25 protein-coding genes and 1 tRNA gene are annotated in these 26,537 nt (G+C 59.7%); 14 read left to right on the top strand and 12 right to left on the bottom strand.

The window, feature by feature from the left end:
* Positions 1–103: 103 nt before the first annotated feature.
* Both prpB and ABV589_RS24075 read right to left on the bottom strand, forming a co-directional pair.
* Entirely contained in the window at positions 104–994 is an 891-nt protein-coding gene (gene prpB / locus ABV589_RS24080) for a methylisocitrate lyase (protein WP_083366502.1), read from the bottom strand.
* Entirely contained in the window at positions 991–1,713 is a 723-nt protein-coding gene (locus ABV589_RS24075; RefSeq protein ID WP_174377155.1) for a GntR family transcriptional regulator, read from the bottom strand. Before ABV589_RS24075 ends, prpB begins: the two co-directional genes overlap by 4 nt.
* A gap of 347 nt (positions 1,714–2,060) precedes the next feature.
* Here ABV589_RS24075 and ABV589_RS24070 point away from each other — a divergent pair, with 347 nt between their 5' ends.
* The 4 genes from ABV589_RS24070 to pabB all read left to right on the top strand — a co-directional run bounded on the left by ABV589_RS24070 (position 2,061) and on the right by pabB (position 6,790).
* The gene (locus ABV589_RS24070) at positions 2,061–2,597 is read left to right on the top strand and encodes an ATP-dependent zinc protease (protein ID WP_007960896.1); all 537 of its coding nucleotides are present in this window, start codon (positions 2,061–2,063) and stop codon (positions 2,595–2,597) included.
* A 5-nt stretch (positions 2,598–2,602) separates the two neighbouring features.
* Complete coding sequence (locus ABV589_RS24065; RefSeq protein WP_007960894.1) at positions 2,603–4,138, top strand: inactive transglutaminase family protein; 1,536 nt, start codon at positions 2,603–2,605, stop codon at positions 4,136–4,138.
* Entirely contained in the window at positions 4,138–5,124 is a 987-nt protein-coding gene (locus ABV589_RS24060; protein ID WP_367083956.1) for an alpha-L-glutamate ligase-like protein, read from the top strand. Before ABV589_RS24065 ends, ABV589_RS24060 begins: the two co-directional genes overlap by 1 nt.
* Before the next feature lie 322 nt (positions 5,125–5,446).
* Positions 5,447–6,790 carry an aminodeoxychorismate synthase component I gene (pabB, locus tag ABV589_RS24055; protein ID WP_367083955.1) on the top strand — a complete coding sequence of 448 codons (1,344 nt, stop codon included), beginning with the start codon at positions 5,447–5,449 and terminating at the stop codon, positions 6,788–6,790.
* 109 nt (positions 6,791–6,899) lie between these two features.
* Here the strand turns inward: pabB and thrH are convergent, their stop codons facing one another.
* Complete coding sequence (thrH, locus tag ABV589_RS24050; RefSeq protein WP_367083954.1) at positions 6,900–7,517, bottom strand: bifunctional phosphoserine phosphatase/homoserine phosphotransferase ThrH; 618 nt, start codon at positions 7,515–7,517, stop codon at positions 6,900–6,902.
* Positions 7,518–7,680: 163 nt separating this feature from the next.
* Here thrH and ABV589_RS24045 point away from each other — a divergent pair, with 163 nt between their 5' ends.
* The 3 genes from ABV589_RS24045 (at position 7,681) to ABV589_RS24035 (ending at position 11,315) form a co-directional block, all read left to right on the top strand.
* Positions 7,681–8,415 (top strand): phosphoadenylyl-sulfate reductase, encoded by a 735-nt coding sequence (locus tag ABV589_RS24045; RefSeq protein ID WP_367083953.1) that lies wholly within the window; start codon positions 7,681–7,683, stop codon positions 8,413–8,415.
* 579 nt (positions 8,416–8,994) lie between these two features.
* Entirely contained in the window at positions 8,995–10,533 is a 1,539-nt protein-coding gene (locus ABV589_RS24040) for an NCS1 family nucleobase:cation symporter-1 (protein ID WP_367083952.1), read from the top strand.
* A 53-nt stretch (positions 10,534–10,586) separates the two neighbouring features.
* On the top strand, positions 10,587–11,315 hold the full coding sequence (locus ABV589_RS24035) for an aspartate/glutamate racemase family protein (protein WP_367083951.1): 729 nt from the start codon (positions 10,587–10,589) through the stop codon (positions 11,313–11,315).
* 133 nt (positions 11,316–11,448) lie between these two features.
* Here ABV589_RS24035 and ABV589_RS24030 read toward each other — a convergent pair whose 3' ends face one another.
* Positions 11,449–12,375 (bottom strand): LysR family transcriptional regulator, encoded by a 927-nt coding sequence (locus ABV589_RS24030; RefSeq protein WP_367083950.1) that lies wholly within the window; start codon positions 12,373–12,375, stop codon positions 11,449–11,451.
* 126 nt (positions 12,376–12,501) lie between these two features.
* On the opposite strand from ABV589_RS24030, the gene ABV589_RS24025 reads away from it, so the two are divergent.
* Entirely contained in the window at positions 12,502–13,248 is a 747-nt protein-coding gene (locus ABV589_RS24025; protein ID WP_367083949.1) for a 3-oxoacyl-ACP reductase family protein, read from the top strand.
* A 78-nt stretch (positions 13,249–13,326) separates the two neighbouring features.
* Here ABV589_RS24025 and ABV589_RS24020 read toward each other — a convergent pair whose 3' ends face one another.
* Complete coding sequence (locus ABV589_RS24020) at positions 13,327–14,022, bottom strand: HAD-IA family hydrolase (RefSeq protein ID WP_027613306.1); 696 nt, start codon at positions 14,020–14,022, stop codon at positions 13,327–13,329.
* Between the two features lie 246 nt (positions 14,023–14,268).
* Here ABV589_RS24020 and ABV589_RS24015 point away from each other — a divergent pair, with 246 nt between their 5' ends.
* Both ABV589_RS24015 and ABV589_RS24010 read left to right on the top strand, forming a co-directional pair.
* On the top strand, positions 14,269–19,056 hold the full coding sequence (locus ABV589_RS24015; RefSeq protein ID WP_367083948.1) for an RHS repeat-associated core domain-containing protein: 4,788 nt from the start codon (positions 14,269–14,271) through the stop codon (positions 19,054–19,056).
* On the top strand, positions 19,049–19,432 hold the full coding sequence (locus ABV589_RS24010) for a hypothetical protein (protein ID WP_367083947.1): 384 nt from the start codon (positions 19,049–19,051) through the stop codon (positions 19,430–19,432). Before ABV589_RS24015 ends, ABV589_RS24010 begins: the two co-directional genes overlap by 8 nt.
* Before the next feature lie 265 nt (positions 19,433–19,697).
* Here the strand turns inward: ABV589_RS24010 and ABV589_RS24005 are convergent, their stop codons facing one another.
* From ABV589_RS24005 to ABV589_RS23990, 4 genes are all read right to left on the bottom strand, one after another.
* On the bottom strand, positions 19,698–19,865 hold the full coding sequence (locus tag ABV589_RS24005) for a hypothetical protein (RefSeq protein WP_003223252.1): 168 nt from the start codon (positions 19,863–19,865) through the stop codon (positions 19,698–19,700).
* 122 nt (positions 19,866–19,987) lie between these two features.
* Entirely contained in the window at positions 19,988–20,413 is a 426-nt protein-coding gene (locus ABV589_RS24000) for a YMGG-like glycine zipper-containing protein (protein ID WP_367083946.1), read from the bottom strand.
* A 134-nt stretch (positions 20,414–20,547) separates the two neighbouring features.
* Entirely contained in the window at positions 20,548–20,916 is a 369-nt protein-coding gene (locus tag ABV589_RS23995) for a glycine zipper domain-containing protein (RefSeq protein ID WP_007960728.1), read from the bottom strand.
* 325 nt (positions 20,917–21,241) lie between these two features.
* On the bottom strand, positions 21,242–21,430 hold the full coding sequence (locus ABV589_RS23990; RefSeq protein ID WP_007960727.1) for a hypothetical protein: 189 nt from the start codon (positions 21,428–21,430) through the stop codon (positions 21,242–21,244).
* 239 nt (positions 21,431–21,669) lie between these two features.
* Here ABV589_RS23990 and ABV589_RS23985 point away from each other — a divergent pair, with 239 nt between their 5' ends.
* Positions 21,670–21,948 (top strand): hypothetical protein, encoded by a 279-nt coding sequence (locus ABV589_RS23985; RefSeq protein ID WP_367083945.1) that lies wholly within the window; start codon positions 21,670–21,672, stop codon positions 21,946–21,948.
* 64 nt (positions 21,949–22,012) lie between these two features.
* Here ABV589_RS23985 and ABV589_RS23980 read toward each other — a convergent pair whose 3' ends face one another.
* Together ABV589_RS23980 and ABV589_RS23975 are read right to left on the bottom strand one after the other, a co-directional pair.
* Positions 22,013–22,333 carry a YbjQ family protein gene (locus tag ABV589_RS23980; RefSeq protein ID WP_027613311.1) on the bottom strand — a complete coding sequence of 107 codons (321 nt, stop codon included), beginning with the start codon at positions 22,331–22,333 and terminating at the stop codon, positions 22,013–22,015.
* A 164-nt stretch (positions 22,334–22,497) separates the two neighbouring features.
* Positions 22,498–22,587, bottom strand: a tRNA-Ser gene (locus ABV589_RS23975).
* Between the two features lie 295 nt (positions 22,588–22,882).
* Between ABV589_RS23975 and ABV589_RS23970 the strand changes: the two genes are divergently transcribed.
* The 3 genes from ABV589_RS23970 (at position 22,883) to ABV589_RS23960 (ending at position 25,618) form a co-directional block, all read left to right on the top strand.
* The gene (locus ABV589_RS23970) at positions 22,883–23,572 is read left to right on the top strand and encodes a crotonase/enoyl-CoA hydratase family protein (RefSeq protein WP_007960722.1); all 690 of its coding nucleotides are present in this window, start codon (positions 22,883–22,885) and stop codon (positions 23,570–23,572) included.
* Between the two features lie 217 nt (positions 23,573–23,789).
* On the top strand, positions 23,790–24,512 hold the full coding sequence (locus ABV589_RS23965) for a 1-acylglycerol-3-phosphate O-acyltransferase (RefSeq protein WP_047292972.1): 723 nt from the start codon (positions 23,790–23,792) through the stop codon (positions 24,510–24,512).
* 134 nt (positions 24,513–24,646) lie between these two features.
* Positions 24,647–25,618 (top strand): magnesium and cobalt transport protein CorA, encoded by a 972-nt coding sequence (locus tag ABV589_RS23960; RefSeq protein WP_007960718.1) that lies wholly within the window; start codon positions 24,647–24,649, stop codon positions 25,616–25,618.
* Positions 25,619–25,750: 132 nt separating this feature from the next.
* On the opposite strand, the gene ABV589_RS23955 is transcribed toward ABV589_RS23960, so the two are convergent.
* Positions 25,751–26,479, bottom strand: a complete 729-nt coding sequence (locus ABV589_RS23955) for an amidotransferase (RefSeq protein WP_123586182.1) — start codon at positions 26,477–26,479, stop codon at positions 25,751–25,753.
* Positions 26,480–26,537: the final 58 nt, after the last annotated feature.

Below are 26,537 nucleotides of genomic sequence, written 5' to 3'. Positions count from 1 at the left end.
TACGGTGTTGTTGGCAAAAGATCGCAGCCTCGTTGCACTCGTCAGCTCCTACAGGGAAATGCGGTTGATGTAGGAGCTGCCGAAGGCTGCGATCTTTTGATCTTTATTTTTTAGCGGCAAACAACGCATCAAGCTTCTGCTCGAACGTGTGGTAGTCGATGCGATCGTAAAGCTCCATGCGCGTCTGCATGGTGTCGATGACATTCTGCTGGGTGCCGTCGCGGCGGATCGCGGTGTAGACGTTTTCCGCTGCCTTGTTCATCGCGCGGAACGCCGACAGCGGGTACAGCACCAGCGACACGTCGGCGCCGGCCAGTTGCTCGGTGGTGTACAGCGGGGTGGAGCCGAACTCGGTGATGTTGGCGAGGATCGGCGCCTTCACCCGATTGGCGAACAGCTTGTACATCTCAAGCTCGGTGATGGCTTCCGGGAAGATCATGTCGGCGCCGGCCTCGATGCACGCGGCGGCGCGATCCAGTGCCGACTCCAGACCTTCAACCGCCAGCGCATCGGTACGCGCCATGATCACGAAGCTGTCGTCGGTGCGCGCATCGACCGCGGCCTTGATGCGGTCGACCATTTCCTGCTGGCTGACGATTTCCTTGTTCGGACGGTGGCCGCAGCGCTTGGCGCCGACCTGATCCTCAATGTGAATTGCCGCGGCGCCGAACTTGATCATCGACTTCACGGTGCGCGCCACGTTGAACGCCGACGAACCGAAACCGGTGTCGACATCCACCAGCAGCGGCAGGTCGCAGACGTCGGTGATGCGCCGCACGTCGGTGAGCACGTCATCCAGGCCGGTGATGCCCAGATCCGGCACGCCGAGCGAGCCTGCGGCCACCCCGCCACCGGACAGGTAGATCGCCTTGAACCCGGCGCGCTTGGCCAGCAGCGCGTGGTTGGCGTTGATCGCGCCGACCACCTGCAATGGATGCTCGCTGGCGACCGCATCGCGGAAACGCTGGCCTGGAGTGTTCTGCTTGGAACTCATGACTCACCTCGTTCAGTGGCTGTCTTATTGTCGGCGCCGTCCTGGTAATGACGGGCGATGTTGCGTTTCGAGGCGCCGATGTGGCGGCGCATCAACAATTCCGCGAGTTCGCCGTCACGGTCGGCGATGGCATCGAGAATCCGGTGGTGTTCGGCGAAGGCCTGACGCGGGCGGTTGGGCGTGGTGGAAAACTGGATGCGGTACATGCGCACCAGTTGGTACAGCTCGCCGCAAAGCATCTGCGTCAGCGTGCGGTTGCCGCTGCCCTGGATGATCCGGTAATGAAAGTCGAAATCGCCTTCCTGCTGGTAGTAGCCGACCCCGGCCTGAAACGCCGCGTCGCGCTCATGGGTTTCCAGCACCCGACGCAGTTCGTCGATGTCTTCGACGCTCATGCGTTCGGCCGCGAGCCGGCAGGCCATGCCTTCGAGGGATTCACGGATTTCGTAGAGTTCGAGCAATTCGGCGTGGCTGAGCGACACCACCCGCGCGCCGACATGCGGTACGCGCACCAGCAAGCGTTGGCCTTCGAGCCGATGGATGGCCTCGCGCAGCGGCCCGCGACTGATGCCATAAGTGCGCGCCAGCTCGGGCTCGGAGATCTTGCTGCCCGGGGCGATCTCGCCTTTGACGATGGCCGCCTGGATGCGCCGGAAGACGTTTTCCGAGAGTGTTTCGGAATCGTCGCCGCTGATGACCGGGGGATCGAGTTGATCCAGCATGATTGTCGACACCTTTAAATCCAATGCGGCAAAAACTAGCCAATTAGCCGGCATCAGTCAAAGGATAAATGGATATTGTCGACAATCGTCTAATAACCCGAAAAGATCGCAGCCTGCGGCAGCTCCTACAGGAATCAATGTAGGAGCTGCCGCAGGCTGCGATCTTTTGATCTGTTTATAGACCGGCGCGAGCGCTGGCGCCATAAAACCACCGTGCTAGAATGCCGCCCGCATTTGCTGGCCATTTGTACGGCTTGTCATAAAAAGCTGATAGGCACACGAAGGAGCTTGCGCAGTATTGCCAGGAACCTGAACCGAAAACGGAACGCTGCGCACCAGGATTTATGAGACTCAAGCCCTTCCCCACATTTTTTGCGCTGTTTTGCCTGCCCGGCCTCGCTGCCGCGGGGGAAAAAACCGTGTACGGCCTCAACGAATATGCAGCGCTTGACGGCATCAATCTGCAAGTCGCGGCCAAGCTCGACACCGGCGCCAAAACCGCCTCGCTGAGCGCCCGCGATATCAAACGCTTCAAACGCAACGGCGAGTCCTGGGTGCGTTTCTACCTGGCGATCGACGCGGCGCATTCGCACCCGATCGAGCGGCCGCTGGCCCGGGTCAGCAAGATCAAACGCCGCGCCGGCGACTACGACCCGGAAGAAGGTAAAAAGTACACCGCGCGCCCGGTGATCGAGCTGGATATCTGCATGGGCACGGCGCTGCGCAGCATCGAAGTGAACCTGACCGACCGAAGTGCGTTCCAATACCCGCTTTTGATCGGCTCCGAAGCCTTGAAACGCTTCGACGCGCTGGTCGACCCCAGTCTTAAATACGCTGCCGGCAAACCTGCCTGCACCATCGCCGCTCATACCGCCGAGTAATTTCCATGCGTTCTCTAACCTTCCACCTGAAAATCCTGATCACCATTCTGGTGCTCCTGGGCGTTTCGGTTACGGCCTATCAGATTTTCGTACTCGGCATCCCGGTGACCGAAGACGCCACCGACGACTTGTGGAACATCGACGCCAAAGTCGAGTTCGTCGCCAGCACCAAGGACCCGGTGAAGGTCCAGATGTTCGTGCCACCGCTGAGCCGCGATTACGTCAGCCTCAACGAAAGCTTTATCTCCAATAACTACGGCGTGGCAGTCAACCGCGTCGACGGCAACCGCAAGGTCACCTGGTCGGCGCGCCGGGCCAAGGGCAACCAGACCCTTTATTACCGTCTGGTGCTGACCAAGCGCTACACCGCGGAAAAATCCAAGATCAAAGGCCCGACCTTCCGCGACAGCATCGCCATCGAAGGCCCGGAAAAAATCGCCGCCGAAGCTCTGCTCGCGCCGATCCGCCAGCACTCGGCCGACGTCGAGACCTTCATCGGCGAAGCGATCAAACGCGTCAACAACGCCAACGACGACAACGTCAAACTGCTGCTGGCAGGCGACCCGTCGACACCGCACAAGGCGAAGATCGTCGAACTGCTGCTGTCCATCGCTCACGTGCCGGTAGAAAAAGTCCACACCATCCGCCTCGTCGCCGATCAACCGCAAACCCCGGAACTGTGGCTGCGCAGTTTCAACGGCAACGACTGGCTGTACTTCAACCCGGAAACCGGCGAGCAAGGCCTGCCGACCGACCGCCTGCTGTGGTGGACCGGTGATGAAAACCTGATCACCATCGAGGGCGCGAAGAAAGCCAACGTGACCTTCAGCCTGAACAACAGCGAGATGAACGCGATTCGTCTGGCCAAGCTGACCGACGAAAACACCGACGCCAACTTCCTCGAATACTCGCTGTACGGCCTGCCGCTGCAGACCCAGCAGACGTTCATGATCATGGTGATGATCCCGATCGGCGTGCTGGTGATCCTGATCCTGCGCAACCTGATCGGCCTGCAGACCCTCGGCACCTTTACCCCGGTGCTGATCGCCTTGGCCTTCCGCGAAACGCAACTGGGCTTCGGCATCCTGCTGTTTACCGTGATCACCGCGCTGGGCCTGTCTTTACGTTCGTATCTGGAACATTTGAAGCTGCAGATGCTGCCGCGCCTGTCGGTGGTGTTGACCTTCGTGGTGGTGCTGATTGCCGCCATCAGCCTGTTCAGCCACAAGCTGGGTCTGGAGCGCGGTCTGTCGGTGGCGCTGTTCCCGATGGTGATTCTGACCATGACCATCGAACGCCTGTCGATCACCTGGGAAGAACGCGGCGCCAGCCATGCCATGAAAGTGGCGATCGGCACGCTGTTCGCGGCGTCGCTGGCGCACCTGATCATGACTGTGCCGGAGCTGGTTTACTTCGTATTCACCTTCCCGGCGATCCTGCTGATTCTGGTCGGTTTCATGCTGGCGATGGGTCGCTATCGCGGCTACCGCCTGACCGAACTGGTACGTTTCAAGGCTTTCCTGAAGAAGGCTGACGCCTGATGTTCGGTTTCTGGAAGACCTGGAAGGCTCTGGAAGCGCGGGGCATCATGGGCATCAATCGGCGTAACGCCGACTACGTGCTCAAGTACAACAAGCGCAGCCTGTACCCGATCGTCGATGACAAGATCATCACCAAGGAGCGCGCCATCGAGGCCGGCATTCATGTGCCGGAGCTGTACGGCGTGATCTCCACGGAGAAGGAAATCGACAAGCTCGACGCGATCATCGGCGGGCGTAACGATTTCGTGATCAAACCGGCCCAGGGTGCTGGCGGTGACGGCATCATCGTCATCGCCGACCGCTTCGAGGGCCGCTATCGCACAGTCTCGGGCAAGATCCTCGCCCACGAAGAGCTGGAGCACCACATTTCCAGCATCCTCACCGGCCTGTATTCGCTGGGCGGCCACCGCGACCGCGCGCTGATCGAATACCGGGTGACCCCGGACCAGATCTTCAAGAGCATCAGCTACGAAGGCGTGCCGGACATCCGCATCATCGTGCTGATGGGTTACCCGGTGATGGCGATGTTGCGCCTGCCGACCCGCCAGTCCGGCGGCAAGGCCAACCTGCACCAGGGCGCCATCGGCGTGGGTGTTGATCTCGCTACCGGCCTGACCCTGCGTGGCACCTGGCTGAACAACATCATCACCAAGCATCCCGACACCACCAACGCGGTGGATGGCGTGCAACTGCCCTACTGGGACGGTTTCATGAAACTTGCCGCTGGCTGCTATGAGTTGTGCGGGCTGGGTTATATCGGTGTGGACATGGTGCTGGATCAGGAAAAAGGTCCGCTGATTCTCGAGCTGAATGCGCGGCCGGGGCTGAATATCCAGATTGCCAACGATTGCGGGCTGACCCAGCGTACGCATGCGGTCGAAGCGCATCTGGAAGAGCTGAAGGCGCTTGGGGTGAGCGAGTCGGTTGAGGAACGGGTGGCGTTCACTCAGGAAATGTTTGGGCATATTCCGGCGGTCGAGGGCTGAAGCTGAAAAGCTGAAGAGCCCCTCACCCTAGCCCTCTCCCGGAGGGAGAGGGGACTGACCGTGTTGGATGCTCGAAGTACATCGACCTGCAAGTTCGAGTCGAACTCAGAACTTGAAAAGCATGAAGATCCGCCCCCTTTCCCCCTCGCCCCCTTGAGATATCGAACCGAACTCGGATCTTGAAAAGCATGAAGATCTTCCCCCTTTCCCCCTCGCCCCCTTGGGGGAGAGGGCTGGGGTGAGGGGGTAGCTTTTGATTTTGATCTGGCAGCCGAGAGGACTACAATCCCCACCCCGCCTCAATGGCCGATCTGCCCCGCCCATGTTGACCTGTTCCGTACACCCGCTGCCCTACCGCGCCAACCCCGCCGACTACTTCGCGGCCATCCGCCATGCGCCCGGTGCCGTGCTGCTCGACAGCGGCCGACCGAGTGCCGACCGTGGCCGTTACGACCTGCTCAGCGCCTGGCCGCTGGAACACCTGGCGGTGTTGCCTGATGAAAGCGGTAGCGTTTTCCTGCAACGCCTGCGGGAAAATCTGACCCGCCTGGGCGAAGCACAGTTGCCTGCGGGCTATGACCTGCCCTTCGCCGGCGGCCTGATCGGCTATCTGAGTTACGACTTTGGCCGGCATCTGGAACACCTGCCGAGCCAGGCCCGGGACGATCTGCAATTGCCCGACGCGCGGTTCGGCCTGTACGACTGGGCGCTGATCAGCGATCACCAGAGCGCCACCAGCCAACTGGTGTTTCACCCGTCGCTGGCCGACAGCGAGCGGCAACGGCTGATCGCGCTGTTCAGCCAACCGGCTTCAGCGCCACTGACGCCGTTCAAGCTGGACACGCCGATGACCGCCGACCTGTCGCCGGACAACTATCGCCAGGCGCTGGAACGCATTCATCAATACATCCAGGCCGGCGACTGCTATCAGGTCAACTTCGCCCAGCGCTTCCGCGCAACCTGTCAGGGTGACCCGTGGCTGGCCTATTGCGCGTTGCGCGAGGCCTGTCCGACACCGTTTTCCGGTTTTCAGAGCCTGCCCGACGGCGACGCGGTGCTGAGCCTGTCGCCGGAGCGCTTCGTCAAAGTCAGCCAGCGTCAGGTGGAAACCCGCCCGATCAAAGGCACCCGCCCGCGTGGCCTGACACCTGCCGAAGACGCCGCCAACGCCGCCGAACTGCTGGCCAGCCCCAAGGATCGCGCGGAAAACCTGATGATCGTCGACCTGCTGCGCAACGACCTCGGCCGCACCTGCCGCATCGGCTCGGTACGGGTGCCGGAGCTGTTCAGTCTGGAAAGTTATCCCAACGTGCATCACCTGGTCAGCAGCGTGACCGGTGAACTGGCGGATGACCGCGACGCCCTCGACCTGATTGCTGGCAGCTTCCCCGGTGGCTCGATCACGGGCGCCCCGAAGATCCGCGCGATGCAGATCATTGACGAACTGGAGCCGACGCGGCGCGGTTTGTATTGCGGTTCGTTGCTGTATCTGGATGTGCGCGGCGAGATGGACAGCTCCATCGCAATTCGCAGTCTGTTGGTCAAGGATGGGCAGGTGTGTTGCTGGGGCGGCGGCGGGATCGTGGCCGACTCGGACTGGCAGGCGGAGTATCAGGAGTCGATTACCAAGGTAAGAATCCTCCTCGACACCCTGCAAAACCTATAACTTTTTGTGGCGAGGGAGCTTGCTCCCGCTGGAGTGCGAAGCGCTCCCCAAAATCTTACGACTGCTGCGCAGCCGAGCGGGAGCAAGCTCCCTCGCCACAATGTTGTAATTACAAACTCAAATCCCGGTTCGAGGCCTTGAGGAACTCCTGCTTCAACTCGGCAAACGTATGCACCGCCGGGAACTGCGGGAACTCGCGAATCACGTTGTCCGGCGCGTGGAACAGAATCCCCGCATCCGCCTCGCCGAGCATGCTCGTGTCGTTATACGAATCCCCCGCCGCAATCACCCGGTAGTACAGGCTCTTGAACGCCAGCACCGACTGACGCTTGGGATCTTTCTGACGCAATTGATAGCTGGTCACTCGCCCGCTGTCGTCGGTGATCAGGCGGTGGCAAAGCAAGGTCGGAAAGCCCAGCTGACGCATCAGCGGCTGGGAGAACTCGTAAAAGGTGTCCGAGAGAATCACCACCTGGAAGCGCTCGCGCAGCCAGTCGACGAACTCCACCGCGCCGTCCAGCGGCTTGAGGGTGGCGATCACTTCCTGAATGTCCGAGAGTTTCAGGCCGTGCTCGTCGAGGATGCGCAGGCGCTGCTTCATCAGCACGTCGTAATCGGGAATGTCCCGGGTGGTGGCCTTGAGCGAGTCGATTCCGGTTTTTTCGGCGAAGGCGATCCAGATTTCCGGCACCAGTACCCCTTCCAGATCCAGGCAAGCAATTTCCACAAGACACTCCCGTTTGTAGTGATTATTGAGTCGAGCGAGCCCGAACTCTAGCGACTCCCCCGCCACCGTGCAACGCAGCGGGCGCCCCGTACGCCGCCGCTTTTTGTTAACATCGCCGCCATATAGAGCGCCCAGCGCCACCGACCTGTAGGAAGCCGCCCTGATGAGCCCAACGTTCGATGTCGTGGAACTCGCCACGACCTATGCCAACAAATCCGCCCAGGACATCCTGAAACTCGCGTTCGCCGAGTTCGGTGATGAACTGTGGATCTCTTTCAGCGGCGCCGAGGATGTGGTGCTGGTGGACATGGCCTGGAAGCTGAACAAGAACGTCAAGGTGTTCAGCCTCGACACCGGCCGCCTGCATCCGGAAACCTATCGCTTTATCGATCAAGTGCGCGAGCACTACAAGATCGATATCGAACTGGTGTCGCCGGACTACACGAAACTCGAACCGTTCGTGAAGGAGAAAGGCCTGTTCAGTTTCTATAAAGATGGCCATGGCGAATGCTGCGGCATCCGCAAGATCGAACCACTGCGGCGCAAACTGTCCGGCGTCACAGCCTGGGCCACCGGCCAGCGCCGCGACCAGAGCCCGGGCACCCGCAGCGCCGTGGCCGTGCTGGAGATCGACACCGCGTTCTCCACCCCGGAACGCACGCTCTACAAGTTCAACCCGCTGGCGCAGATGACCAGCGAAGAGATCTGGGGTTACATCCGCATGCTCGAACTGCCGTACAACAGCCTGCATGAACGCGGCTTCATCAGCATCGGCTGCGAACCCTGCACCCGCCCGGTGCTGCCGAACCAGCATGAGCGCGAAGGCCGCTGGTGGTGGGAAGAAGCGACGCAGAAAGAGTGCGGGTTGCATGCGGGGAATATCATCAGCAAGGCGTAAATCTCTGTCTCAATGATGCCCCCCTGTGGGAGCGAGCTTGCTCGCGAAAGCGGTCTGACAGTCACCGGATTTGTTGACTGGAAAGACGCCTTCGCGAGCAAGCTCGCTCACACATTTGCTTCGTGGTGCCATGAAAAAATGTGTACACACGAATGTCACCATCGGTGCCATTTATGTGTGCACTTTTTGTTTTCACGCCCTGAAAAGTTACATCCCTTCTGAATATCCCTGCGCTTTGCCCCCTCCGCAAAATCCCCCGCAAAAAATAAATACCTGTTCAATCGGTCAATTTATAACCACTTATTTTCAAACACTTAGCGCTCTTCGATAACTTTTCGAAATGAGCGCAGCGCTGCATAGATCGCTGACTGGCACAGATCTGGCTTTAGTGCATACATGTTTTGTATACAAAACCGCAAAACATGACCACACACTTTCGATCCGCAAGCCTGAAGCGCCCTATCCCGTACAGGCTGCAGATGCCCCGTAACCAGTGATGTTTGCTGGCCGCGCCGAAGATTTGTCGAGCCCTGGGCTCATGCACAGTCATCGCGGCCCGCCCATCAGGAGCCTGCCGGAATGCGTACAAGTCTCTCCAACAACATCGCGCTGAATCTGCCCGCCTCTGCCCTCGACCAGCCATTGCCCGACGCGGGTCTGGCTCAACCGTTACAACTCAGCCCGCGCCTGCACAACCGCGACCTGGCACCGACCCGCGCCGAAGGTCGGCGCTGGGGCAAATACAGCATCTTTGCCCTGTGGACCAACGATGTGCACAACATCGCCAACTACTCGTTCGCCATCGGCCTGTATGCGTTGGGTCTGGGGGGCTGGCAGATTCTGCTGTCGCTGGGGATCGGCGCGGCGCTGGTGTACTTCTTCATGAACCTGTCCGGCTACATGGGACAGAAAACCGGGGTGCCGTTTCCGGTGATCAGCCGGATCAGTTTCGGCATCCACGGCGCGCAGATTCCAGCACTGATTCGCGCGGTGATCGCCATCGCCTGGTTCGGCATTCAGACGTATCTGGCGTCGGTGGTATTTCGCGTGCTGCTGACGGCGATTCATCCTGGCTTCGCCGATTACGACCACAACTCGATCCTCGGTCTGTCGACCCTGGGCTGGGTGTGTTTCGTGGCGATCTGGTTCGTGCAACTGGCGATCCTCGCCTACGGCATGGAAATGGTTCGCCGCTACGAAGCCTTTGCCGGCCCGGTGATTCTGCTGACCGTCGCCGCCCTCGCCGCCTGGATGTACACCCAGGCCAACGCGACCATTGCCTGGTCGATCCGCGAACCGCTGAGCGGTGGCGAAATGTGGCGCAACATCTTTGCCGGCGGCGCACTTTGGCTGGCGATCTACGGCACGCTGATCCTCAATTTCTGCGACTTTGCGCGTTCTTCGCCGTGCCGCAAGACCATCAAGGTTGGCAATTTCTGGGGCCTGCCGGTGAACATACTGGTGTTCGCTGCCATCACCGTCCTGCTCTGCGGTGCGCAATTTCAGATCAACGGACGGATCATCGAAAGCCCGACCGAAATCATCGCCTCGATTCCCAATACGTTCTTTCTGGTGCTCGGTTGCCTGGCGTTCCTGATCGTCACCGTGGCGGTGAACATCATGGCCAACTTCGTCGCCCCGGCCTTCGTCCTCAGCAACCTGGCGCCGAAGTACCTGACCTTCCGCCGCGCCGGGCTGATCAGCGCGACCATCGCCGTGCTGATCCTGCCGTGGAACCTCTACAACAGCCCGCTGGTGATCGTGTACTTCCTCTCCGGCCTCGGCGCCCTGCTCGGCCCGTTGTACGGGGTGATCATGGTCGACTACTGGTTGATCCGCAAAGGCCGGATCCACGTCCCGCAGCTCTACAGCGAAGACCCCAATGGCGCCTATTACTACAGCCGCGGAGTGAATTTCCGCGCGGTGGCGGCGTTCATTCCGGCAGCGTTGATCGCCATTGTCCTGGCGCTGGTGCCGGGCTTCCACAGCATCTCGCCGTTCTCCTGGCTGGTGGGCGCCGGCATTGCCGGAATGCTCTACCTGATCATCGCCAAACGTCAGCCGCACTACGCCGACATCAGCGGCGAATCGATCGCCGTCGACAACGTCAGCCATTAACTTCCTTGCGGCCCGGATTTGGGCCGCTGAACTGCCCGCAATAAGGACTTCCCATGCGTATTCTTGTGGTCAACGTCAACACCACCGAATCCATCACCCAGGCCATCGCCCGCTCGGCACAGGCCGTCGCGTCTCCCGGCACGGAAATCGTCGGCCTCACGCCGTTCTTCGGCGCCGACTCGGTGGAAGGCAATTTCGAAAGTTACCTGGCAGCCATCGCCGTGATGGACCGGGTGATGTCCTACGACCAACCGTTCGACGCGGTGATTCAGGCCGGCTACGGCGAACACGGTCGCGAAGGCTTGCAGGAATTGCTCAATGTGCCGGTGGTGGATATCACCGACGCCGCTGCCAGCACCGCGATGTTTCTCGGCCACGCCTATTCAGTAGTCACCACGCTGGATCGCACCGTGCCGCTGATCGAGGATCGGCTGAAACTATCGGGCCTGTGGGATCGCTGTGCGTCGGTGCGGGCCAGCGGCCTGGCGGTGCTGGAGCTGGAGCATGAACCGCAGCGCGCGCTGGAAGCCATCGTGCAGCAGGCGGAACTGGCGGTGACTCAGGACAAGGCCGAAGTGATTTGCCTGGGTTGCGGCGGCATGGCCGGACTGGATGAACAGATCCGTCGCCGCACCGGGGTGCCGGTGGTGGATGGCGTGACGGCGGCGGTGACCATTGCTGAATCGCTGGTGCGATTGGGGTTATCGACGTCCAAGGTGCGGACTTACGCGACGCCACGACCGAAGCAGATCATTGGCTGGGCGCAGCGGTTTGCCCGGTAGACCGGGTTATCGTTCATCGCGGGCAAGCCACGCTCCCACAGGTTTCGCGTTGTATCACCATCATGTGAACGACGAAGAACCTGTGGGAGCGTGGCTTGCCCGCGATGGCATCACCTCGGTCCCAAAGTCCTGCTCAGACAGCACTGAACCGCTGCGCCAACCCCCGCTGCGCAAACTGCTCAATCAAAAAATCGACAAACGCCCGGGTTTTGCCCGGCAGCAACTTGTGTTCGGCGTAATAGATCGAGGTGTAGCCGTCGTCGATGTACCAGTCCGGCAGCACCCGCTGCAACCGGCCCGACTCCAGATACCCCGAGGCAAACGGCATGCTCACCAAGGCAATGCCCAGGCCCTGGCAGGCCGCGATGCAAGCGGCTTCGGAGTCGCTCATGGTCATGCGCGCCTTGAGCGTCAAAGGGCGACAGACCTGAGGATCACGACCGGTCAACTGCCAGGAACGTACGCGCCCGGTTTGCGGCGAGCGAATCAGAATGCCGTCGTGGTACTTGAGTTCGTCCGGCTCTGTAATGGCCGGATTGGCCTGCAAATAATCCGTGGACGCCACCAACACTCGATGCGCCGGACTCAACCTGCGTGCCACCACCCCTTGGGGCAATTCGAAACCGCCACCGATGGCCGCATCGAAACCCTGCCCGATCAGATCGACCTGACGGTTATCAAAATGCCAATCCGGGCTGATCGCCGGGTAGCGCCGTAAAAACTCACCGAGCATCGGCACGATGTGCAGGCAGCCGAAAGCCGTGCCCATGCTGACCTTCAGCGACCCCGCCGGCAGTCCTTCGACACTCGACAGATTAGCCACCGCATTCTGAATCGTCGTCAGACTGCCACTGACCTGACTCAAAAACAGCTGACCGGCCTCGGTCAGAGTCAGGCTGCGTGTACTACGCTGGAACAGCCTTACCCCGAGGCGCACCTCGAGCTTCGCCACACTCTTGCCGACGGCGGCCGGGGTCAGGCTCAAGCGCCGGGCGGCTTCGGCGAAACTGCCGACTTCGGCGCTGCGCACGAAGCATTCGATGCTGCTGAACGTTTCCATGATCGTCACTATAAACTTCTGGTTTACACAGACTATAGCAATCATGGTCTACACGGTTGTCGATGCGAGGCCGATACTCGGTTCCAACACCAAGGCACCCCGCCTTGAATTCTCTGGAGATCGAACATGACCACTCAACACCTCAGCGGCAAAGTCGCTCTGATTCAAGGCGGTTCCCGTGGTATTGGCGCCGCCATCGTCAAACGTCTGGCCGCCGAAGGCGCCGCTGTCGCATTCACCTACGTCAGCTCCACCGCCAAGGCTGAAGAGTTGCAGAACAGCATCATCGCCAACGGCGGCAAAGCCTTGGCGATCAAGGCCGACAGCGCCGATGAAAAAGCCATCCGCAATGCCGTCAGCGCCACGGTCGAGGCCTTTGGCCGCCTGGATATTCTGGTGAACAACGCCGGCGTCCTGGCCATCGCGCCGCTGGAAGACTTCAAACTGGAAGATTTCGACCAGACTCTGGCGATCAACGTGCGCAGCGTATTCATCGCTTCTCAGGAAGCGGCAAAACACATGGGCGAAGGCTCGCGCATCGTCAACATCGGCAGCACCAACGCCGACCGCATGCCCTTCGGTGGTGGCGGTGTGTATGCGATGAGCAAATCGGCGCTGGTCGGCCTGACCAAAGGCCTGGCCCGCGACCTCGGCCCTCGCGGCATCACCATCAACAACGTGCAGCCCGGCCCGGTCGACACCGACATGAACCCGGCCCATGGCGATTTCGCCGAGAGCCTGATCCCGCTGATGGCCGTCGGTCGTTACGGCACCGCCGATGAAATCGCCAGCTTCGTTGCCTATCTGGTAGGCCCGGAAGCCGGTTACATCACCGGTGCCAGCCTGACCATCGACGGTGGTTTTGGCGCCTGATTGCGCTGAATCCCGGGTACAAAAAACGCCGCGCCTCTTTGCCGAGGGCGGCGTTTTTTATGGGCGCTTATTGGCTGATCAAGCCCACTCCAGCGCCGGCAAACCGCAGGCACTCGGGGTGAACGCCTTGAGCGTGCGCAAAATCCCGTCGGCGTGTGCGTATTTTTCGTCGGCCATGGCCGCATCGGGAATCGCGATAGCGGTCATCCCCGCCGCTTTCGCTGCGGTTACGCCAAACGGCGAATCCTCGAATACCAGACAATCCTCAGGCGCGACGCCCAGACGCCGGGCCGCCGTGAGGAAGATGTCCGGCGCCGGTTTCGCTGCACCGACTTCCGGATCGTCCGCCGTGACAATGAAATCGAACAGGGCAAACCAGTCGCGGTGCAGGGTGGTTTTCTGGCCGAACGACTGCCGCGACGAACTGGTGCCCACGGCGATCGGAATGTTGTGTGCCTTGAGGTGGCGAATCAGTTCCTCCGCGCCCGGCATCGCCTGGGCCTTGGGGAAGCGTTCACGCATCAGCGGTTCGCGGATCAGCAGAAACTCTTCGGCGCTGATCGGCAGATCCAGCGCCTGCACCACGTAGTTCGCCAGGTCATTGGCGCCACGACCGATGATGTTCTGTTTAACGCTCCAGTCGAAGGTCCGCCCGTAACGCTCGGCAATCAGCGAGGTAACCTCGGTGTAGATGCCTTCGGTGTCCAGCAACAAACCGTCCATGTCGAAAATCACGGCCTTGATCGGGCCAAACGTCTTCATCGGTGCATTCATCATCGGATCCGTTATCAAAAACATCCCGGGCGGCCCAGCCGGCGCCGCTACGCGGATCTGATTAATGGGTTCAGCAGCATAACGAGGCCGGCGGACATTGAGCAACGGGCAATGTTTAAGGGCCATGGAATGACTCGCTGGTATTTAGCGAAATGCCCTACAGATAACGCCTACTTTCCCGACTTCTTTCCCGTTTGATCCCCCGCAAAGTCCGCGCACCTCTTTCACGTGCGCGAGTGCCTGCGAATGTTCCAAACCGATCGGCTCCTGGCCCTGAACAACAGCATCGGCCTGCTGGTGGTTGCCGCCCTGAACCCGCAACACCCGGACTTCGAAACATTGATCCACGAGTTCCGCCTGTGCCTGAACAACTACGAGGCCTGGGCCGAGCAGTTCTGGACCGGGACGGCGCTGGATGTCGAGCAGGTGTTCAAGGTCGGCAACGACGTCCACCTCAGCGCGCCCGTCAAATCCCGCCAGCCGATCCAGACCTCGGTGGTCATGTGCCCCGCGAGCGGTCCGTTGACTCTGGTGCACCTGTTCGAGGCGGCGCGCTTCGTACCGATCGGCAATACCCCGGTGCTGCTCGAACCGGTGATCGGCGAAATCGACGGGGTATTGAGTTTCGGTGAACCGCTGCGCCATACCATCGGCCCGAGCGGCATTCTGGAAGTCAGCGATTGCGACCGGGGCCAGCGTTATCGCATCACCTTCTTTCCTGATGTTTCCAGCACCCATATCCAAGCGCTGTATGCCTCCTACGACGGGATTGTGGATGGGCTGGAGGTCTGGCTTCGTCAGGAGTGGGACGGGTTTCAGCCACTGTGGGCGGAGTTTTCCGGCGCCGGTTTGGCTGATCGTTACCAGCAATTGCAACAGGCCGACTGGCGCGGTTTCGAGAAAGCCCTGCACGCCATCTGGGATGACGTTAAACAGCTGTTCGGCCTGCTCGCCGACCTGCAGGCCAACAGCGAAAAACTTCTGCAGTACTTGAGCGATGTCGAGCTGCAAGCGCTGCTCGACGCCTCCAGTGAGGCCATCGCCAATGGCTTGCTGATCCTCAGTGACGAGCCGTTGCTGTTTATCCAGCTGGCCGCGTTTAACAGTTGGTTGAAGATGCTGCCGCCGCAGTACCTGGCGGAAGTGGTGGCAGAAGTTCGGGTCGAGTTGTTGATCAGCTTTTTGCTGATGCGCGTTGCCGGCGGCGTTGGCGTGCCCGTGCGACTGAGCAGCAAGGTACTGAGCAAGATCAGGTCGCCCCGGGCGCGAGAATGGCTGGCCGCGTCGGCGTTGCGTCTGAGCGAACTGACCTCCCCTGCCGATCTGAACCAGCACGCCGGCGCGTTGAAGCCGTTGCTGGTCAACGCTCGCGATGTGCCGTTGAAGCCAACGCCGGCGATCCCGCTGAACATTCGTCAGGCGGATGCTGTGGTTTTCACCGTGCCGAATCCGGCACCGATGGTTCGTGACAAGTCCCGTGGCACGACCCGGATGGAGCGTCACGAACCTCACGACGACGCTTCGAACCAGGCGAAAAACCCCAACGGTGACAGCGCCGATTGCTCGCCGCTGACCTGCACCAACGGCTGTCCGGTGTCGATGGTCACCGGCGAGGAATTGCTGACCCTGACCGACGGCACGCTGGATGGTTTGCTGCCGTTCGAGTTCACCCGCTTGTACCGCACCAGTGCGGTGGAGATCGATATCGGGCTGGGGTTTGGCTGGAGTCATTCACTGGCGCATCGGCTGGAGTTCGATGGCGATGCGGTGGTCTGGGTCGATCACGAGAACCGCCGCACGCGGTTTCCGTTGCCCGGTGTTGAGCGGCCGGCGATTCACAACAGCCTGTCGCGGGCGGCGATTTTTCTCGGGGATGAACCGGAAGAACTGATTCTCGCGCTGGCGGGGGATGTGGCGCGGTTTTATCACTTTCGCGCCGGGCGGTTGGTCGCGGTCAGTGATGGGTATGGCAATCGTCTGACGGTGCATCGCGATTTTTCCGAGCGTGTGCAGCGCTTGGACAATGGCGCCGGGCGCTCGCTGTTGTTGCGCTACGACCGGGCGCATCTAGTCGCGGTTGATTACCAGGTGCTTGAGGCTGATGGCTGGCGCACCGAGCAAACGCTGGTCAGTTATTGCTACGACGCCCGTCAGCGTTTGTCGGCCGCGACCAACGCCGTCGGTGACAGCGAACGTTACGACTACGACGACCAGCACGTCATCCTGCAGCGGCAACTGACCGGCGGCGCGAGCTTTTTCTGGGAATGGGAACGCTCGGGCAAGTCGGCGCGTTGCGTGCGCCATTGGGCCTCGTTCGCGCAGATGAACACGCGGTATGTCTGGGACGACGACGGCCGCGTCACGGTGCATTACGTCGATGGCACCGAAGAAACCTACGCCCACGATGACAGCGCACGGCTGGTGCGCAAGGTCGAGGCCGATGGTGGTGAGCACCTCAAGGCTTATGACGACGCGGGGCGGCTGATCGCCGAGCAGGATCCGCTGGGCGCGGTCACCGAATACCGCTACGACGACGTCGGACGGCTGATCGCGCTGCTTCCGCCAGACGATGAGCCAACGTCCTACGAGTATCGCAACGGTTTCCTGCACAGCCGTTCTCGCGGTGACGCAGTCTGGACATTTCGGCGCAACGCCGAGGGCGATGTCACCGAGGCGGTCGATCCCGACGGTCAGGTCACCCATTACTACTACGACATGCGCGGGCAATTGCTGTCGATCCGCTACCCGGACAGCAGCCGGCACAAGTTGTTGTGGAACGACCTCGGCCAACTGACCGAAGAGACCCTGCCTGACGGTGGTGTGCGGCGTTTTTCCTACGATGCGCTGGGGCGACGGACCACCACTTGCGACGAACACGGTGCGATCACTCGCCAGCAGTGGGACGCCGTTGGCCGACTGGTACAGACGACCTTTCCTACGGGGGCTACCCGCGCTTATAGCTACGGCGCCTACGGCCAGGTCACTGCCGAGCGCGACGAACTCGGGCACATCACCCGCTACGAGTATGACGACGACCTGCATCTGGTCTCGCGCAAGATCAATCCCGATGGCACGCGGGTGCAGTACCGCTACGACCATGCGCAGTTGTTGCTCACGGAAATCGAGAACGAGTCCGGGGAAAAGTACTGCCTGGACTACACGCCCACCGGATTGATCCGACAGGAAACCGGCTTCGACGGCCGGCGCACCGCTTACGTCTACGACCGCAACGGGCACCTGCTGGAGAAGACCGAGTTCGGCAATGACGGCTCGACGCTGGTCACCGCCTACGCGCGTGATGCGGCCGGGCGTCTGCTGCTGAAAACCCTGCCTGACGGGGTTCAGGTGGCCTACACCTACGACCGACTGGGCCGTTTGACCGGGGTCGATGACGGTCAAAAGCATCCGCTGGCCTTTGAATACGACCGACAAGACCGGCTGATCACCGAGCACCAGGGCTGGGGCACCCTGCGTTATGCCTATGACGCCTGCGGCCAGCTCAAGCGCCAGCGTCTGCCGGACAACAGCAAGCTCGATTTCCACTACGCCAAGGGCGGCGCGCTGACGGCCATCGACCTCAATGGCGCGCGGCTGACCAGCCACGTTTATCAATCCGGTCGCGAACAACAACGGCAACAAGGCCTGCTGCGCAGCGACTATGCCTACGACGATCAGGGCCGATTACAGCTGCATACCGTCAATCAGCAAACGCGCCCCTTGTACTTGCGTCACTACAGCTATGCGGTCAACGGCAATCTGGCCGGTATCGCCGACAGCCGTCACGGCCAGCGCAGTTATTACTACGACGCCCTCGACCGGCTGACTCGCGTCCGTCACTCGCGCGACGAACTGCCGGAATCCTTCGCCCACGATCCGGCCGGCAACCTGCTGATGCAGGATCGCGCCGGCCCGACCCGGATCAAAGGCAACCGCCTGCTGATGCAGGGCGACCGCCATTACGACTACGACGTCTTCGGCAACCTGATCCGCGAACGCCGTGGCCGCGACCAGCAACTCGTCACCGAATACCGCTACGACTGCCAGCACCGCCTGATCGGCCTGACCCGCCCCGACGGCCAAACCGCGTCCTATCAATACGACGCCTTCGGCCGACGCATCCGCAAAACCGTCGACGGCCAGACCACCGAGTTCTTCTGGCAAGGCGACCACCTCGTCGCCGAGAGCAGCAAAACCCACCACCGCAGCTACGTCTACGAACCCGGCACCTTCCGCCCCCTGGCCCTGCTCGACGGCAAAGGCCCGAAAAAGGCCTGCCCGTTCTACTACCAACTCGACCACCTCGGCACCCCGCAGGAACTCACCGACTACAGCGGCGAAATCGTCTGGTCGGCGCAATACGACGCCTACGGCAAAGTTGCCGGGATCACCCTGGCCGGCGAGGACTACCTGGACCAGCCGCTGCGCTTTCAGGGGCAGTATTTCGATGCGGAAAGCGGACTGCATTACAACCGGCACCGGTATTACGACCCGCGGCTGGGGCGGTATCTGACGCCGGATCCGGTGAAGTTGGCTGGAGGACTAAACCAATACCAGTACGTGCCGAATCCGACGGGATGGGTGGATCCGTTGGGGTTGAATGCCAACTGTCCGCCGCCGAAGAAGCCGGGTTGTTCATCACCGGACAGGGTTGATGGTTCAATTGTTGATGAGGCTAACCCAACGCTTCCCAAACCGAATTCCCGCCCTCAAGATTTTGGAAGTGACGAAAAGCTCTTAGGCCATTTTGAAAAGCATGGCGCCGAATTTAAGGCGATGAACAAGGGGGAATATTTACTCGTCGCACGAGAAGTAGTGAATCAAGGTACTCGTGTGGAGTATTTATACAAAGGAGAGGTGCGATCAGGGTATTTGCTATTGATGGGGAACAATCGGAAAGGTGAAGCGAAATTTGCTTTCGTGGGCACCAACACGAATGATGAAATTACGACGTTACACACCAAAAGTGGAAAGGAACTTTGGCGGACCATCAATGGCAACGCCCAAGATAAAAACGTGAGGCCTGCTCATGACTAAGACATACAAAGCATTAGTCGTCGGAATAGATCAATTCGTAGAAGACGCTGTTGACTTGGTAGTTGAGGGTTTTTCGCTCAGGTGTTTCGTCAGCTACAGCCCCTCAAAAATAGCGGTGGGAAGCACTTACGACGTGGAGTTCGAAATGCTGCTGCCTGATAAAGAGTGCGTGATAGCGACTGAACGCGAAAACCAGCAGGTTGAGATGCTTGATGGCGGTTTCTCCTGTGACATTTATGGCTACTTGGATGGAGACACCCTCCGATCGTTTGTCGATTTTTCGGACCAGGATATCCACTACGAATATCCCCATCTGAATGGGCGCTTCGTTAAAGTCAGTGCGGACAGGATTGATGTCTCTTTTTCTGTCCAATAGCCAATTAAAGTGATGTTTGGACTGGCCCTTGCGCTTGCAGCCTTCCAGGAATCACAGGATGAGCGCTACTCCTCCTCATCCTCCAACGGCAACTCATCCCGCTCCAAAGGATCCGTAGGCGAAGGCAACGGATACTCCGGCGTCTGATCGACATCGTCATCCTTCTGCTCACCACTCATCTCACACCTCACAAAGGGCCTGACAGAAACCCAGGCCCTGAAAACTCGAAAGCAGCACTACCGCACTCAATCAAAAGAACAAGCAATCACTGCTCATCCTCATCCTCCTCATACTCCATATCTGCCTCATCCGCATCATTCAACGGCACCGTCGCATCGTCCATCAGCGACCCCGGATCCTCGTTTCCCGGATCATTGATAAACGGCAAACCGCTCGGGCCTTTTTCTTCCTTGCCTTCGGTTTCAGGCGTCATGGCAAACCTCTACGTCTGGTGGGTTGTATACGTTCGAAAAGCCCTACAGCCAATCGTTCCAGAGTCCGACCGCCAGACACGAAAAACCCGGCGCCAGGCCGGGTTTGTTTTTCGATATCCAATCAATGATGACGATTTTTATGTTTGTACTTGTTGTGCCTGTGACCACCACCGGAATGAGCTTTGCCGCCATCGCCACCCAGATTATTGCCCACTGCACCACCCGCCGCACCACCCAAACCAGCACCGATGGCCGAACCGGTGGAGCCGCCCAGGCTGTTGCCGACCACCGAACCGCCGGCCGCGCCGAGACCACCGCCAATGGCGGCTTCGGTGCGATTGTGTTTATTCGCCCCGACCGCGCTGCCCGCCGCGCCACCAACACCCGCACCGACCGCGGCACCGGTGCTGCCACCGAGCTGACCACCGACCACATTACCGAGCACACCGCCCAAACCGCCACCCACGGCGGCGCTGCCATCTCCGGCGGCCATCGCACCTTGAGCGATGAGTAATCCGAAAAACAGTGCAGACAATGACAAGCGCATTTGAACCTCACAGTTCCCGAATCGGGAGGGTATGCCCATAGGGCCTATGTCAGATTGGAGACATTTTTCGGGAAAACGTTCAGCCATGAAAAAGCCCGACATCGAGCCGGGCTATTTCTGACAAACGTTCGCTATCAGTGACGCTTGTGCCCTTTGGACAGGTTGGCGCCGACGGCACCACCCGCAGCGCCACCCAGACCGGCGCCAATGGTCGCGCCATTTCGGCCACCCAGGCTGTTGCCGATCACCGAACCACCGGCCGCGCCAACACCACCGCCGATAGCCGCTTTGGTGCGGCTGCCTTTGCCGGCTGCCATGGCACTGCCGGCCGCACCTGCAACACCGGCACCAATCGCTGCGCCGGTGCTGCCGCCCATCTTCTGGCCGACCACGTTACCCAGCGCACCACCCAGACCGCCGCCGAGTGCAGCAGTGCCTTCACCGGCGACCGCACCTTGAGCAACCAGAAGCCCCAGAACCAGAGCAGGCAATGTTAGACGCATGACGAAAACCTCAAAAATAGGGGGATCAAAAGGGGCCGAGATTGAAAGCTGCCGACGCGCTGAAGTCCAGATAAATCAGCTGTCGCCGCGCACTTGGCGCCGATTGGACAGCGATTTGGCAAAAGGTTTAATCGCAGGCAAAAAAAAGCCCGCTGGGGAGACGGGCTGGAGACTTGCTTTCTAACGGATGGCTTCACCCTACGTCCGTGGACGTGAAAAGTTTGTGAAAAAAAACACAATCCGTCCTATCACTTGTAGGAGATTTCCCTTCATAAACATCAGGCATAAAAAACCCCGTTCATAGACGGGGTCGTTCGGTCTCACTTTACTTTCTTGAGCGGGCCGACACCTTTGGAAGGAATTTAGCCTTTGGCCCCTTGGGCGCTGTGGACTTGATCTTGCCGGTCTGCACCGGATCCTCGCCAAAGCCCGATTGGTACTCCGTCTGGCCGCAACGGACACAGTTGTTGAATGAAAATTCGGCTCCATCATCTTCGATATACGGATCAGTCATAGCCTCTCCCCTTTGCAATGGATCGACACCGGCAAAGCCCTTTTGCCTGAAAAAATATCGACCTCCAAGGCTTTTGAGACTAGCCGGTCATTACCGGACTTGCGGTTCAGTTCGACCGATGCCCGACGAATGGCCTACGCAAATTCAACATCCGCACGAACCGTTGATCTCACAACGCTAAAGATTCCCGGCCACAGGCCGTTGCCCTTTTTCATACAAATGAATCTCAAGGAGAGAACATGAAAATCAATGGATTTCCGGAAATGCCGGTCGTAAAACTCACGGACGAACAAATCGCTGCCGGCAAAGCCGCCGGTGAGAAATTCAAGGAAAAGCTCGCTTCGGGCGACATCACCATCACCTATCCGAACAAACCGGTTCTGACCCCCGGCGTTATCTACCACCCGAGTCAGCCTGCTGATCCAACGCCCTCAACCGGCACCCCGCCTCTGGTCGCGATCGATACGCCCCTGACCTATGACGCCCACGGACTTGTCATCCTCAAGCCTCAGGGCTGACCGAAAGCAAAACGCAAAAAGCCCATTCATCGTCTGAATGGGCTCGCTTGAACAGGCGATTACATCAACGCAACTTGACCGCCGTCCCCGTCGCGAACACCACAACCATGCCGCCCTTGCCCGCCGGCATGCTGATCTCGAAATCCAGCCCGACCACCGCATCCGCCTGCAACGCCCGCGCCCGCTCCTTAATCTCGTCCGTCGCCTGAACCCGCGCCTCTTTCAACGCCCGCTCCAGCGTCTGCGAGCGCCCACCAAAAAAATCGCGCATGCCGGCAAACATGTCACGGATCACGTTGACGCCCTGCACCGACTCCGCGCTGACAATGTCCAGGTACGCGGTGATCTGTCGGCCTTCGATGGCGTGGGTGGTGGAGATGATCATGGGAGCAATCCTTTTTTCTACAGATAAAGCGGCGATTGTAATGTGCCATGGGAAATCAGACCGGGCACCTGCGCACATGACTTCCGTGACGGATTAAAATCCAGACGCCAGAAACCACAAAACCCCTGATCTCTTTCGAAATCAGGGGTTCTGCGTATTGAATTTGGCGGTGAAGGAGAGATTCGAACTCTCGATACAGTTTCCTGTATACACACTTTCCAGGCGTGCTCCTTAAGCCACTCGGACACTTCACCGTATCTCTTCAAACATGTTCTGTCTGTCGAGGCGCGCTAATGTAGTCGAAAGCTTTTCTGATGGCAAACTTTTTTTCAGAATTTTCATGCGGTTAAGACAAAAAGGCGTTTCGCCCCACCCTGGGCGATGGCAAACCGGCCAATCTCTGGTGACGGCCACCCTTCTATATAGAAGCAGAACGGCGTGCTACGCCGGGCGCGGCCGGAAACGGTGACCGGCGAGTCAGTCACAGCGCTTTACCTGGCCTACGGCGGTGGGTAACGTCTGCCCATCTTTCTTACAAGGAATAGCGTCATGAGTGAGTTGATTGCCTACCACCTCGAAGACGGTATCGCGACCCTGACCTTGAACAACGGCAAGGTCAATGCCATTTCCCCGGACGTGATTGCGGCGTTCAACGCGGCGCTGGATCAGGCGGTGACTGATCGTGCCATCGTGATCATTACCGGTCAGCCGGGGATCCTCTCCGGCGGCTATGACTTGAAGGTGATGACCGCCGGCCCGAAAGAAGCCGTGGCGCTGGTGACCGCCGGTTCGACACTCGCCCGTCGCCTGCTCTCTCACCCGTTTCCGGTGATCGTTGCCTGCCCGGGCCACGCCGTAGCCAAAGGTGCATTCCTGCTGCTGTCTGCCGATTACCGCATTGGCGTTGATGGCCCGTTCAGCATCGGTCTGAACGAAGTGCAGATCGGCATGACCATGCACCACGCCGGCATCGAGCTGGCGCGCGATCGCCTGCGCCGCTCGGCGTTCCATCGTTCGGTGATCAACGGCGAGATGTTTGATCCGAAAAGTGCGGTGGATGCCGGTTTCCTCGACAAGGTGGTGGCTGCCGAAGAGCTGCAAGGCGCAGCCCTGGCCGCGGCGCGTCAGTTGAAGAAGATCAACATGAACGCACACAAGAACACCAAGCTCAAAGTGCGCAAGGCGCTGCTCGAAGCCCTCGACAACGCGATCATCCAGGATCAGGAACATCTGGGCTAAGCCCGCGCTTCCGAAGCCGAAGAAAAGCCCGACCGTCGTGTCGGGCTATTTCTTGCGCGTTCGGTTGATCGAGCGTCGACTGCTCTAGTACGGGTCTGACAATCAACTCGGAAACATGCGCTTAAACATCGCCTATCTCCGCACTCTATAGCAGCAATTGCCGAAAACAGTGCACATCCGTACACTGCGCCACCTTTTGTCCCGGTGGGGCCTGAAAATGCTGTTTGTGTTTCGTATGTTATTGATGGGCCTGCACTTTATTCTGGCCGGCGTGCTGGGAGTGATCCTCGGGCTGTGCCGTCCGTTCAACCCGGACAACAGCCGACTGTGCGCCCGCCTCTATGCGCTTCCGGCGATGTGCATTCTGCGCCTGCGGGTAAAAGCCGATGTCGGCCCGTTGATGAACAAACCCGACAGTTGCGTGATCGTCGCCAACCATCAGTCCAACTACGACCTGTTCGTGTTCGGCAACGTGGTGCCGCGACGAACCGTGTGTATCGGCAAGAAAAGCCTGAAATGGGTGCCGCTGTTCGGGCAACTGTTCTGGCTCGCGGGTAATGTGTTGATTGATCGTGGGAACGCGCACAAGGCGCGCAAGTCGATGCTCACCACCACCCACACCTTGCAGCACGAAGATACGTCGATCTGGGTATTCCCGGAAGGCACGCGCAACCTCGGTGAAGAACTGCTGCCGTTCAAGAAAGGCGCGTTCCAGATGGCGATCGCCGCCGGTGTGCCGATCGTGCCGGTGTGTGTCAGCAGCTACATCAAGCACATGCGCCTGAACCGCTGGCGCAGCGGTAAAATTCTCATACGCTCGCTGCCGGCTATTCCTACAGCCGGGCTGACCATGGATGACATGCCCATGCTCATGTCCCAGTGCCGCGAGCAGATGCGCGAATGCATCGCCGCGATGGATCAGCAGCTGCAGGCTGCGTGAAAAACAAACCCGCCTCGTGCGGGTTTTCTTTTGCCGGCTGAACTGTACAGATTTCACTGACTCTCAAGCAGCGACACGGCTAAGCTGAAGCCTTGTACTCCCTGCCATCTGCCAAGAAGAAGTGAACCACCACCATGGGTCGAGTTGTTGCTGCTGCGGTTTACAGCGCTGGTAAGAAAGTCACCAATATCACGCTTGACGAAGGCGCTGCCTGGGCTGCGAAAACCGGACACTTTGTCTGGATCGGACTGGAAGAGCCGGACGCTCAGGAGCTGGCCAAACTGCAACGTCAGTTCAACCTGCACGAACTGGCCATTGAGGACGCCCTGGAGAAACACAGCCGGCCGAAGCTGGAAACCTTTGGCGACGCTTTGTTTATCGTCACCTACTCGCCAATCCGCGAACACGGCATTTTGCAGTTCATCGAAACGCATATCTTCGCCGGCAAGGGCTACATCATCACCGCCCGCAATGGTCACTCGGCGTCCTACGCGCATGTCCGCCAGCGCTGTGAGGCGCGACCGCTGTTGCTGGAGCATGGGGAAGATTTCGTACTGTATGCAATTCTTGATTTCGTGATCGAAAACTATCAGCCGGTGGGTGAAGCGATCCATGCCGAAATCGATGAGCTGGAGCGCAACGTGCTGTGCAGTGCATTGAACGAGCATGACATTCAGAAACTCCACGGCTTGCGCCGCGACGTGTTGCGCCTGCGCCGCTATGCAGCGCCCATGGTGGAGATCGGCGAGGAGCTGCAGAAGCTGAGCTTCCCGTTCATCGACAAGAACATGCGTCCGTACTTTCGCGATGTGCAGATTCACGTCACCCGGCAGATGGAAGACCTGACCACGCTGGCGGACATTGCCAGCCAGACCATCGAGATCGGTGTGTTGCTGGAGGCCTCACGGCAGAGTGTGGTGCAACGCAAGTTTGCCGCGTGGGCGGCGATTCTGGCGTTCCCGACGGCGGTGGCGGGGATTTACGGGATGAACTTCCAGAACATGCCGGAGCTGAGCTGGCATTACGGCTATTTCGCCGTGCTGGGGTTTATCACGGTGGGATGTGTGAGTTTGTGGGCGAGTTTCAAGAGGTCGGGATGGTTGTAGTCCTGTGGCGAGGGAGCTTGCTCCCGCTGGGGTGCGAAGCACCCCCATACAGAAATCAAGTTGCCGTAAATTACGGCTGCTGCGCATCCGAGCGGGAGCAAGCTCTCTCGCCACATAGGTAAATGTCAGGTCTTAAATGGCTGCTGCCTCAGGCTTGTGCGCCACAAACCGCATCATCCATTCCGCCACCGTGGTGCCATGGTGCTCCTGCTCCAGACTGGCCACGCCTTTCGAGTAGATCTGCGAACCCAGCGCGTCCTGGCGCAGATCCAGCAGCGCCCGCGAATAGTCGTGAATGAATTCCGGGTGCCCCTGGAAGCACAGCACCTGATCATTGATGTGATACGCGGCAAACGGGCAGAAATCGCTGGAGGCAATAACCGTGGCGTTTTCCGGCAGTGCGGTGACCTGATCCTGGTGACTGATCAGCAGCGTCAGCTCTTCACGCACCGGGCTCATCCACGGCGCCTTGGCCGCCAGTTTGTAGTTGTGGGTGCCGACGCCCCAGCCCTGGCTGGCGCGCTCGCTCTTGCCACCCAGCAGCAGCGCCAGCAGTTGATGGCCGAAACACACGCCGAGCAGCTTGTCGCCGCGCTCGTAACGGGTCAGCAGGTATTGCTTGAGGGTCTGGATCCACGGGTCGGTGCCGAACGAATCGGCCTTGCTGCCGGTGATCAGGTACGCATCGAAGGTCAGGTCGTCGCTGGGGTATTCGCCCTGCATCACGTTGTACACGGTGAACTCGGCGGCAATCGGTTGCTGCGAGAACAGGCGCTGAAACATCTGCCCGTAACCCTGATATTGATCGACCAGTTCCGGACGCAGGATGTCGGTTTCCAGAATGCAGATGCGTAGCGACATAAAAAATACCTGACACGTGATGGGAATAATGAACACCCCAGAGCCTGCCTTGAAACAC

This window comes from Pseudomonas sp. HOU2, assembly GCF_040729435.1.
Classification (GTDB): Bacteria; Pseudomonadota; Gammaproteobacteria; order Pseudomonadales; family Pseudomonadaceae; genus Aquipseudomonas.
Note: the sequence above shows the minus strand (reverse complement) of the source record. Positions and strands in the feature narration are given on the sequence as shown.

What these genes read in the sequence shown, in the direction of transcription:
- ABV589_RS23980 (WP_027613311.1), bottom strand. Translation starts at nt 22,333, where the DNA reads ATGATCATCTCCACCACCCACGCCATCGAAGGCCGACAGATCACCGCG.
- ABV589_RS23970 (WP_007960722.1), top strand. Translation starts at nt 22,883, where the DNA reads ATGAGTGAGTTGATTGCCTACCACCTCGAAGACGGTATCGCGACCCTG.
- pabB (WP_367083955.1), top strand. Translation starts at nt 5,447, where the DNA reads ATGTTGACCTGTTCCGTACACCCGCTGCCCTACCGCGCCAACCCCGCC.
- ABV589_RS24030 (WP_367083950.1), bottom strand. Translation starts at nt 12,375, where the DNA reads ATGGAAACGTTCAGCAGCATCGAATGCTTCGTGCGCAGCGCCGAAGTC.
- ABV589_RS23955 (WP_123586182.1), bottom strand. Translation starts at nt 26,479, where the DNA reads ATGTCGCTACGCATCTGCATTCTGGAAACCGACATCCTGCGTCCGGAA.
- ABV589_RS24070 (WP_007960896.1), top strand. Translation starts at nt 2,061, where the DNA reads ATGAGACTCAAGCCCTTCCCCACATTTTTTGCGCTGTTTTGCCTGCCC.
- ABV589_RS23985 (WP_367083945.1), top strand. Translation starts at nt 21,670, where the DNA reads ATGAAAATCAATGGATTTCCGGAAATGCCGGTCGTAAAACTCACGGAC.
- ABV589_RS24060 (WP_367083956.1), top strand. Translation starts at nt 4,138, where the DNA reads ATGTTCGGTTTCTGGAAGACCTGGAAGGCTCTGGAAGCGCGGGGCATC.
- ABV589_RS24040 (WP_367083952.1), top strand. Translation starts at nt 8,995, where the DNA reads ATGCGTACAAGTCTCTCCAACAACATCGCGCTGAATCTGCCCGCCTCT.
- ABV589_RS24065 (WP_007960894.1), top strand. Translation starts at nt 2,603, where the DNA reads ATGCGTTCTCTAACCTTCCACCTGAAAATCCTGATCACCATTCTGGTG.
- ABV589_RS24000 (WP_367083946.1), bottom strand. Translation starts at nt 20,413, where the DNA reads ATGCGCTTGTCATTGTCTGCACTGTTTTTCGGATTACTCATCGCTCAA.
- ABV589_RS24005 (WP_003223252.1), bottom strand. Translation starts at nt 19,865, where the DNA reads ATGACGCCTGAAACCGAAGGCAAGGAAGAAAAAGGCCCGAGCGGTTTG.
- ABV589_RS24025 (WP_367083949.1), top strand. Translation starts at nt 12,502, where the DNA reads ATGACCACTCAACACCTCAGCGGCAAAGTCGCTCTGATTCAAGGCGGT.
- ABV589_RS24020 (WP_027613306.1), bottom strand. Translation starts at nt 14,022, where the DNA reads ATGAATGCACCGATGAAGACGTTTGGCCCGATCAAGGCCGTGATTTTC.
- ABV589_RS23995 (WP_007960728.1), bottom strand. Translation starts at nt 20,916, where the DNA reads ATGCGTCTAACATTGCCTGCTCTGGTTCTGGGGCTTCTGGTTGCTCAA.
- ABV589_RS24045 (WP_367083953.1), top strand. Translation starts at nt 7,681, where the DNA reads ATGAGCCCAACGTTCGATGTCGTGGAACTCGCCACGACCTATGCCAAC.
- ABV589_RS24010 (WP_367083947.1), top strand. Translation starts at nt 19,049, where the DNA reads ATGACTAAGACATACAAAGCATTAGTCGTCGGAATAGATCAATTCGTA.
- ABV589_RS23990 (WP_007960727.1), bottom strand. Translation starts at nt 21,430, where the DNA reads ATGACTGATCCGTATATCGAAGATGATGGAGCCGAATTTTCATTCAAC.
- ABV589_RS23960 (WP_007960718.1), top strand. Translation starts at nt 24,647, where the DNA reads ATGGGTCGAGTTGTTGCTGCTGCGGTTTACAGCGCTGGTAAGAAAGTC.
- ABV589_RS24015 (WP_367083948.1), top strand. Translation starts at nt 14,269, where the DNA reads ATGTTCCAAACCGATCGGCTCCTGGCCCTGAACAACAGCATCGGCCTG.
- prpB (WP_083366502.1), bottom strand. Translation starts at nt 994, where the DNA reads ATGAGTTCCAAGCAGAACACTCCAGGCCAGCGTTTCCGCGATGCGGTC.
- ABV589_RS24035 (WP_367083951.1), top strand. Translation starts at nt 10,587, where the DNA reads ATGCGTATTCTTGTGGTCAACGTCAACACCACCGAATCCATCACCCAG.
- ABV589_RS23965 (WP_047292972.1), top strand. Translation starts at nt 23,790, where the DNA reads ATGCTGTTTGTGTTTCGTATGTTATTGATGGGCCTGCACTTTATTCTG.